We start from the raw sequence: 8,529 nt of genomic DNA, 5'->3' as shown, positions 1-8,529 counted from the left end.
GGGGCTCGAACCCCCAACCTCTTGATCCGTAGTTTGCTCGCGATCTTCCGTGGACGTCCGCTCGCGTGCGCCGAGTCCGGTGACCTGGGCTCGGATGTCTGGGGAGGTACGCCGGTGTCCGTGGCTGTTCGTGGGCTGGGCTGTCACGTTGGCTGTCATCGTGACCCGGGCTGGTGTCGGACGATGCCCGTCGATCGGCTGGTTTCGGGTGTGTTGGGTGGTAGTGGCATGCTGGGCGGGTGACCGTGGGGGGCAGTGAGGTTACCGGCTCGGATTTCTTCGTCTCCTACACCGGGAAAGACGAGGCGTGGGCGAAGTGGATCGCCTGGACGTTGATAGCCGCCGGTTACCGGGTGGTGATCCAGGCGTGGGATTTCGGTCCGGGATCGAATTTCGTCCATCAGATGGACCAGGCGGCGCGCTCGTCTGCGCGGACAGTAGCAGTACTGTCAACGGCCTATCTGGACTCGAGGTTCGGGTCGGTGGAGTGGTACGCGGCCGTGCGGATCGATCCGCTCGGCCGGGAGCGGAAGCTCTTGGTGTTCCGGGTGGAGGACTGCGATCCTCCGGGGTTGTTGGGTCCGATCGCGGCGGTGGACCTGTTCGGGGTGGACCGGGAGACAGCCCAGGATCGGGTGGTGAAAGCCGCGGGCTTTAAGCCAGGCCCGCCGGATGCGGAGCCGCCTTTTCCGGGCGCGCTGCCCACGCTGGGGTCGGTGTCCCCCACGGCTCCGGTGTTCCCGCCGGATCTGCCGTCGATGTGGGGTGTGCCGGCCCGGCTGGCGCATTTCGTCGGCCGCGAATCATTACTCGATCAAGTGCACGACCGGCTGGCAACTGCGGGGTCGGTGGCGGTGACCGCGGTGGCGGGGATGGGTGGGGTCGGGAAGACCGCGCTGGTGGTGGAGTACATCCACCGGTATGCCGACGGGTTCGATCGGGTGGGTTGGGTGCCGGCTGAGCAGTCGGAGTTGATCGGGGGGTATCTGGCCGGGTTGGCTCCGGTGGTGGGGTTGTCGGTGGATGCGGAGCCGGCCGCGGTAGTGGCGGCGTGGGCTGACCGGCCGCGGTCGTTGCTGGTGTTCGACAACGCCGACGACCCCGGAACAATCGAGATGATTAAGGGTTGGCGTCCGTCGCCGGGGGCGGGCCGGCTGCTGGTGACGTCGCGGCTGCGGGGCTTGACCGCTCTCGGTGCCACCCTCACCGTGCCGCTGCTGCCGCGGGCCGAGTCGGTGCAGATCCTGACGGACCGGTTCCCGTCGCTGGATCCGACGGTCGCGGATCGGATCTGTGACCTGCTGGGGGATTTGCCGTTGGCGGTGGAGCAGGCCGCGGGCTATCTCGACCGGACTGGCACCCTACCGGGCAAGTACGCCGATCTACTCGCCGATCACCTCGGCGACATGCTCGGGAAAAGGGAAGGGGATGTGGCCGACCGGCCGGGGGTCACCGTGGCGGTGCTGTGGGAGCTGTCGATGCGGCATCTGCGCGGGGAGTGTCCGGCCGCGGTGGACCTGCTGGAACTGTGGGCATTATGTGACCCGGAGAAGATCCCTTTGGGGCTGTTCGCGGATCCGGCCGGGTTCGATGACGGATTGTTGAAGGACGCGGCCGGTAACCGGGCGGAGTGGAATGACACGGTCGGCGCGCTGGTCGAGTACAGCCTGGCCCGCTGTGATCAGGACACGGTAGACGTCCACCGTCTCGTGCAGGCTGCGACCCGGCGTGCCATGAGCGGTGAGGTACGGCATGCGCGGGCCGGGACCCTGGTGCGGCTGCTGGGCGGCATCCTGCCCACCGACATCATGGGGAACCCGGACGCTTGGCAGGTGTGGCGGGTCTACCTGCCCCACGTCACCGCCGTGCTCGGCCATACCGATGCTGACGCCACGATCGATGGCCTGTCCTGGTTGTGTGACCGGACCGGAACCTACCTGGGCGAACACGGCCGGCCGGCCGCGGCGTTGCCGTTGTTCGAGCGGGCGTTGGCGATCGACGAGGCTGTCTACGGCCCCGACCATCCCGACGTCGCCGCCGACCTGAACAACCAGGCAGAAGCGCTGCGAACCTTGGGGCGGGCTACCGACGCGTTGCCGCTGTACGCACGGGCGTTGGCGATCGACGAGGCCGTGTACGGCCCCGACCATCCCGACGTCGCCCGCGACCTGAACAACCAGGCGGCGGCGCTGGCCACCTTGGGGCGGGCCACCGACGCGCTGCCGCTGTTGCAGCGGGCGTTGGCGATCGATGAGGCTGTCTACGGCCCTGACCATCCCGACGTCGCCCGCGACCTGAACAACCAGGCGGCGGCGCTGGCCACCTTGGGGCGGGCCACCGACGCGCTGCCGCTGTTGCAGCGGGCGTTGGCGATCGACGAGGCCGTGTACGGCCCTGACCATCCCGACGTCGCCATCGACCTGAACAACCAGGCGTTGGCGCTGGCCACCTTGGGGCGGGCCACCGACGCGTTGCCGCTGTACGCACGGGCGCTGGCGATCGACGAGGCGGTCTACGGCCCCGACCATCCCGACGTCGCCCGCGACCTGAACAACCAGGCAGAAGCGTTGCGGACCTTGGGGCGGGCCACCGACGCGCTGCCGCTGTACGCACGGGCGTTGGCGATCGACGAGGCCGTGTACGGCCCTGACCATCCCGACGTCGCCCGCGACCTGAACAACCAGGCGGCGGCGCTGGCCACCTTGGGGCGGGCCACCGACGCGCTGCCGCTGTACGCACGGGCGTTGGCGATCAACGAGGCCGTGTACGGCCCCGACCATCCCGCCGTCGCCGCCGGCCTGAACAACCAGGCGGCGGCGCTGCGAACCTTGGGGCGGGCCACCGACGCGCTGCCGCTGTACGCACGGGCGTTGGCGATCGACGAGGCCGTGTACGGCCCCGACCATCCCGACGTCGCCACCGGCCTGAACAACCAGGCGGCGGCGCTGGACACCTTGGGGCGGGCCACCGACGCGCTGCCGCTGTTGCAGCGGGCGCTGGCGATCGACGAGGCCGCCTACGGCCCCGACCACCCCGCCGTCGCCACCGACCTGAACAACCAGGCGGCGGCGCTGGACACCTTGGGGCGGGCCACCGACGCGCTGCCGCTGTACGCACGGGCGTTGGCGATCAACGAGGCCGCCTACGGCCCCGACCATCCCGACGTCGCCACCGGCCTGAACAACCAGGCAGAAGCGCTGCGAACCTTGGGGCGGGCCACCGACGCGCTGCCGCTGTACGCACGGGCGTTGGCGATCAACGAGGCTGCCTACGGCCCCGACCATCCCGACGTCGCCACCCGACTGAACAACCTGGCGTTGGCGTTGCAAACCCTGGGACGGGCCGGGGAAGCGCTGCCGCTGTTGCAGCGGGCGCTGGCGATCGCCGAGACGGTCTACGGCCCCGACCACCCGTCAGTCGTCCTGATCCGACGCAATCTGTCTGATCTTGACGGATAGCTGTGACGGTTTTTCATCACTCGATCAAGATCGACTGTGCTGTCGGTAACCACAGACGGTCTCATCATGGCGGGTGAGGGGTCGGGCTGCCCGGGGAGCGAAGCGACCTGGTGCTGTCTCCCGGCTGCCAGATGGCGTGCCCCCCGCTCGTTTTTCGTTTGGCTCTGGCCTGCCGGCGATGGTCTCCGGTGGTCGCGCGGCTGCGCATATCTGAACGCGCACCAGTGTTCGGTGAACCGGATCACGGAACAGAACCAGCATCGCGAATCCGTGCCGCTCGGTACGGCGTGGATTCGCTCATCCGGCGGCGGTCGGTCTGGCCGGAATGCCCACAGGTTCCGGTATGCCTGGCGTACGTGCCATTCCTGGTCTGGGTTGTGCGCGGTGGCGGGCTGGCGACGCGTCCGGCGAGCATGGCGCGCCAGCGCCACGCGCAGCCGTCGCGCGGCGCGGCCCGTGCCGCGCCTTGATCCTAAACCGGATAATTCGGCAACTTGCGGGCTTATATCCGAGATCTGGTCGGGTGTTGCGGTAGTTGGTCAGAGCATGCGGGGGTCGTCTTCGGTGACGTGGCCGCCGATGGCGGCGTGTCCGGGAGGTCCGGGTTCGGCATGAACGATGGAACCGTGGCCATGGTGGATGATGAGGCGCCGTCCGAGTGCGGCCGCTAGGCGCATAGAGGCTGATCCGGTGGCTTCGTCTTCGACAATGCCGAGTCGACCGGCAAAGGTCCGGGCACGCACGGTGCCGGTAATTTCGTCCTGCCAGGCCCAGACCTGGGTCATCTCCTGGGCGGGGTTGATCGGTCCGGTGAGGGCGTCGACCTGCGCGGCGCTGGTGAGCCGTTCATGCCACCATGGCGGGGTGATCGCGAGTGGGGCGCGGACCCACACGCCGTCCTGATCGGTCCAGGTCGCGGCGTCGCCACCGGGCATCCGGAGAACCTCGGGGTGGGTCCCGGTGAGACGGGCGATCATCCAGGCGGCACCGACGGCGGGATGGCCGGCGAACGGAAGTTCCCGAAGTGGCGTGTAGATCGTGATGAGGGCTTTGTCGGGATCGTCGATGAACACGGTTTCGCTGTAGCCGAGAGCGGCGGCGAGGGCCTGCCGGCGGTCACGGTCGGGGACGGTGACCGGGGCGTTCTCGATGATGCCGAGGGGGTTACCGTGCCTGCCGGCACGATCGGTGAAGACTCGGACGACTCGTACCGTGACCATGTGCCGCGCCTCCTTGCCGACCGGATGCCTGCCCACACGATGCCTGCTGTGAGCGGTTCCTGTCCGCTGGATGCGCGGTTCGGGTGCGGTTCCTGAGCGCTCGGCCCAAGGCTGCTGCGGTGACGGCGAACGGGCCAGGGTCAGAAGGCGGCGATCTCGTGACGGAGGTCGGCGGCGCTGTCGGCGTTGTGGTAGCGCTGGGCGTTGAGCATGGAGGCGATGCGGTCGAGGCGGCGGCGGTGCCAGGACACCCGGTTCTCCTGCGGGATGGTCAGCACCGGTTGCAGAGCGTCAACGACTCCGTCGATATTGCCGAGGATGAGCCGGGCGGTCGCCAGGTAGATATGGGCGAGGATCTCGTCTGTGAGGAAACGTTCCTCGGACGGCCCGTTCTGGAACAGGTCGATGGCGGTGGTAGCGGCGTCTTCCGCAGCTGCCGCGTCGGCGCGGTCGGTGAACCAGATCAGGCTACTTGCACCGTAGTAGTGGGTTTTCGCGCGGGTGAACGTGAACAGACCGGTGTCGATGTCGCCGGGGGTGCCCGGGTTGTCGATGGCCTTGACGGCGGTGGTGAGTGCGGCGCGGGTGCCGGTGCTGTCGCCGAAGTGGGCCAGGCACTGTGCTTCGCCGCTGGCCAGGCGCGCGAGTCCCGCGCCGGTGGGGTGCAGTGCCATTCCGGCGTGGATGTACTGGTGGGCGTCGGCGTAGCGGGTGGCGAACCGGGCGATCAGGCTTTGGGTACCGCGGACCCAGATGGCAAGGCCGGTGTGCCCGGCCATGTCGGCGCACATCAGGGCGCTGCGGGCGTTGGTCATGGCCGCGCGGGGTTTGTCGAGGTCGAGAGCGGCATAGGCGAGGATGCCCGAAAGCTGGCCGCCGATCAGGTAGAGGTCGCGCATCTGTCCGGGACGGCATCCCTGGTCCAGGGCGGCGAATACCTGGGTGCGCATGTGGTGGGCCTCGGCCAACATGTCTTCGGGTGGCGTGGCGATCGCGTCGACCGCCAGGCGCGCGACGTCGTCGGCGAGCTGTTCGATCAGCAGGGGGTCAACGGTCGCGCTGCCGATGCGTTGCACGAATGCGGCGGACTCCCGGGCGGTCGTGGTGACCAGTTCGCCGGGGAGCATCTCGATACCGATGGCGGCCGAGAGGCCGAGTGACACCGTGCGGCGGGTGGGCTGTGCGGGCGTGTTCGCGGTGGGTTCGTCGGATCCGGTGGCGGTGGTCGTCGGGCTTTCCCGGTGGGTTGTCTCGTCGTCCAGGCCGAGGCGGGCGCGGGGGAGGTTCAGGCCGCTCGCGAGCCGCTCAAAGACGGTGAGCGTTATCACCTGCCGTTTCCCGTTACGGATCTCGCTGATGTGCGACTGCGGCATGCCACACGCGGTAGCGATTTGCCCTTGGGTGGCGCCGGTCCATTTCTGGAAAGTCTTCAACACCGTGGCCATGTCGCGCAGGTCAAGGGCCTGGGCCATGTCCGGGCGGTCCCACAGACCGGCGGGTGGAGCGGGTAGCTCATGGTTGCGGGACGTCACGGCTGCCTCCCTGGCGGGATGGTTGGGCGCAATCGGTCTCATGCTGTGCACCGTCCGCCAGTTTAACCACCGGGTGTATACGGCCGGCGACCTTTTCACCGCCCGTAAGGCTCGTAATCGTGGGCGGGAGCCGGTCGGGTCCATGTCGAGAAGTGATCGCCGTGGGGTCGGGTCGGTGTCCAACCAGCGGAAACGAAAGCGGGATGGGATGCGGCCAGCGACAGAGCCCACGGTAAGCCCAGCGACCAGCGGAGACGGTGGTGAGCGGCTGCCTGTCCTTTACGGTGTCGTCCGTTTCGAACCGGGCGACGAACGACGGGTCCGCGACACCACGATCACGTTTGATTCGCCTGCGGCGGCGGAGCTGTTCGCGGTGGAAAGCGGCTGGCACGACTACCAGGTGACACCGCTGTTCTTCTTCGTCGACACTGCCACGGCGCCGGCGGCCGGGCGGGTGCTGCTGGGGGCGGCGTTGGCACGGTCGGTGCGGCGGGCCGGCGGCCGATGACCAACGGGGCAGACAGGCGGGTCTTCGTCGACGGGGACACCTGCTCGATCACGATTCGTCCCGCGGACCGGCCGGCGGAGGTGCTGCGGGCTTGGGCGGCGTTGCCGGACGGGGTGGGGTTCACCGAAGCGCTCGGCGACGTGGACGTGACGCTTGTGTTCCGGCCGGTCGCTGAGCTGGCGTCGTCGTGGGAGCCGGGCGAAACGACATCCGTGCCGGGCTGAGGTAGTCGCGCGGCGAAGACCGCGGGGAAGGATAAGGGGTCAGGATCCCGGCGGGCGTAAACGTCCGTTGTCGGGGTGCTGGCCCCTTACCTGTTTGCCGCCTGCGCGGTGACGAGTTTCTCGACCGCGGCCAGGCGGCGGCAGACGTCGTCCAAGCACTGTTCGATGCGACCAATGCCGGCGAGGATCTCCCGCTCGGCGGGCTGACCGACGCTCGTGGGGGTGCCTCCCGCGTGGAGTACCCGGATCAGGTGGTCGTCGGGCCAGCCGAGGGCGCGGGCGATCGCGGTCAACGTCGTGTTCTGGACCCGGCGGCCGTGGGCGCCGTGCTGGATTCGGCGCAGCGTCGCCACCGACACCCCGGAGGCGTCGGCGAGCGCCTTCTGTCCGATCCGCTCGTGGGCCATCCGCGCGTTGACCGCGTCGGCAACCGCGCTCCAGTCCTCGTCGTGGCGCGGGCCGCGAGCGGTGTGCACCGGAACACCGTTTGTCATACAGCAAAGATAGTGGTGCGGTGCACCTCCGATTCGGATCTACGGTCGGATATCGGAAATTATCCAGCGGGTGTATACACCGGCTGGAAAGCGCTTGGCGAGCGCTCCGTGAGCGGTGCACTGTGGGACCTGTCCGGAACGCGGCGAGATGCCGGCAACATCCGGACCTGATCCCTACGGAGGTAGGCGGCGATGGCGATACCGCGGTGGATTCCGGTGGCGTTCGGGGATGTGTTTCCCCACGGCGCGTTCGTGCTCGGGGTGGAAGCGGCGAACGACTTTGAGAAGTCGAAGGCGGGGGTGCCGGATGCGCAGGAGCGGGACAAGGAGACCGGTGAACTGCTGTGGGCGGTGCGGGTGATGGACGCCGACCCGAACGCACGGGCTGGGTCGGCGGAAGTGAAGGTGAAGATTCCCGGGCCGGTTCAGCCGGTGCCCCCGGAGCCGTTGGCGGGCACGGCGTTGCGGCCGGTGGAGTTCGAGGGATTGACGGTCATGCCGTGGGTGAACAGGTTCGGCCCTACCCCGAAGCAGGGGTTGGCGTTGCGGGCGAAGGGGATGCGGCCGGTGCGCACGGGTTCGGGGCGGGCGGCGGCATGACCGCGCCGACCACCACCACGACCACGGACGCTGAGCGGGCGCCGGTCCGGTCAGGTTGGCATGTGGGCGTGCACGTCGGGTCGGAGTGGTCGGTGCGCTGCTTCACCTACCCGGACGAGCGGCCGATCCTCGCGCTGGACACCCCCGGCGCCCATCTGGCGGTCTCCGTGAAGGACTGCACGGTGACCGCCGACCATGTGGATTTCGCGTATGCGCTGGTGAAAGCGGCCAACGATTATCTGATCGAATGTGAACGGCTCCTGTTGGACCGCAAAGCCGACGACACCGCTAACGGGGCTGTGGTAGCGGCCTGAGTCTGGTTCTTCTCCTCGCGGGTGCCGGGACCGATTGCGAGCGCTGTTCTTCGCCGGTTCCGGACCGCTGATTCTTGATTCTTCCAATGCTGGGTGGGTGTGATCTGTCATGGCCAGAATCAACGGCTCCCGGCCGTTTCCCGAGGTACCGACCAGGCATCCCAAAATCGACATGCCGC

The 8,529-nt window shown here is 68.5% G+C and carries 8 protein-coding genes; 5 read left to right on the top strand and 3 right to left on the bottom strand.

Annotated features, from left to right (window positions below; translation table 11 throughout):
- The first annotated feature begins 239 nt into the window (after positions 1-239).
- Entirely contained in the window at positions 240-3,458 is a 3,219-nt protein-coding gene (gene fxsT, locus U9977_RS16705) for an FxSxx-COOH system tetratricopeptide repeat protein (RefSeq protein WP_322750199.1), read from the top strand.
- Positions 3,459-3,997: 539 nt separating this feature from the next.
- On the opposite strand, the gene U9977_RS16700 is transcribed toward fxsT, so the two are convergent.
- Both U9977_RS16700 and U9977_RS16695 read right to left on the bottom strand, forming a co-directional pair.
- Positions 3,998-4,678: a PhzF family phenazine biosynthesis protein gene (locus U9977_RS16700; RefSeq protein WP_322750198.1), complete on the bottom strand. Its 681-nt coding sequence runs from the start codon at positions 4,676-4,678 to the stop codon at positions 3,998-4,000.
- Positions 4,679-4,818: 140 nt separating this feature from the next.
- Positions 4,819-6,252, bottom strand: coding sequence for a helix-turn-helix transcriptional regulator (locus tag U9977_RS16695; RefSeq protein ID WP_322750197.1), 1,434 nt, complete (start codon positions 6,250-6,252; stop codon positions 4,819-4,821).
- A 166-nt stretch (positions 6,253-6,418) separates the two neighbouring features.
- Here U9977_RS16695 and U9977_RS16690 point away from each other — a divergent pair, with 166 nt between their 5' ends.
- Together U9977_RS16690 and U9977_RS16685 are read left to right on the top strand one after the other, a co-directional pair.
- Entirely contained in the window at positions 6,419-6,718 is a 300-nt protein-coding gene (locus U9977_RS16690) for a hypothetical protein (RefSeq protein WP_322750196.1), read from the top strand.
- Positions 6,715-6,942 carry a hypothetical protein gene (locus U9977_RS16685; RefSeq protein WP_322750195.1) on the top strand — a complete coding sequence of 76 codons (228 nt, stop codon included), beginning with the start codon at positions 6,715-6,717 and terminating at the stop codon, positions 6,940-6,942. Before U9977_RS16690 ends, U9977_RS16685 begins: the two co-directional genes overlap by 4 nt.
- Before the next feature lie 86 nt (positions 6,943-7,028).
- Here the strand turns inward: U9977_RS16685 and U9977_RS16680 are convergent, their stop codons facing one another.
- Positions 7,029-7,418, bottom strand: a complete 390-nt coding sequence (locus U9977_RS16680; RefSeq protein WP_416210660.1) for a helix-turn-helix domain-containing protein — start codon at positions 7,416-7,418, stop codon at positions 7,029-7,031.
- Positions 7,419-7,628: 210 nt separating this feature from the next.
- Here U9977_RS16680 and U9977_RS16675 point away from each other — a divergent pair, with 210 nt between their 5' ends.
- Both U9977_RS16675 and U9977_RS16670 read left to right on the top strand, forming a co-directional pair.
- Positions 7,629-8,036 carry a plasmid replication, integration and excision activator gene (locus tag U9977_RS16675; RefSeq protein WP_322750193.1) on the top strand — a complete coding sequence of 136 codons (408 nt, stop codon included), beginning with the start codon at positions 7,629-7,631 and terminating at the stop codon, positions 8,034-8,036.
- Positions 8,033-8,350: a hypothetical protein gene (locus tag U9977_RS16670; protein ID WP_322750192.1), complete on the top strand. Its 318-nt coding sequence runs from the start codon at positions 8,033-8,035 to the stop codon at positions 8,348-8,350. The genes U9977_RS16675 and U9977_RS16670 overlap by 4 nt, the downstream gene beginning before the upstream one ends.
- Positions 8,351-8,529: the final 179 nt, after the last annotated feature.

The organism is Protofrankia sp. Cas8 (assembly GCF_963555845.1).
Taxonomy (GTDB): domain Bacteria; phylum Actinomycetota; class Actinomycetes; order Frankiales; family Frankiaceae; genus Protofrankia.
The sequence above is the reverse complement of the archived record's forward strand: the minus strand, read 5'-3'. Positions and strand labels throughout refer to the sequence as shown.

Bases quoted from the DNA above. Each gene is read 5' to 3' on its own strand.
- U9977_RS16700 (WP_322750198.1), bottom strand. From the start codon at position 4,678: ATGGTCACGGTACGAGTCGTCCGAGTCTTCACCGATCGTGCCGGCAGG.
- U9977_RS16695 (WP_322750197.1), bottom strand. From the start codon at position 6,252: ATGAGACCGATTGCGCCCAACCATCCCGCCAGGGAGGCAGCCGTGACG.
- U9977_RS16690 (WP_322750196.1), top strand. From the start codon at position 6,419: ATGCGGCCAGCGACAGAGCCCACGGTAAGCCCAGCGACCAGCGGAGAC.
- U9977_RS16685 (WP_322750195.1), top strand. From the start codon at position 6,715: ATGACCAACGGGGCAGACAGGCGGGTCTTCGTCGACGGGGACACCTGC.
- U9977_RS16675 (WP_322750193.1), top strand. From the start codon at position 7,629: ATGGCGATACCGCGGTGGATTCCGGTGGCGTTCGGGGATGTGTTTCCC.
- U9977_RS16670 (WP_322750192.1), top strand. From the start codon at position 8,033: ATGACCGCGCCGACCACCACCACGACCACGGACGCTGAGCGGGCGCCG.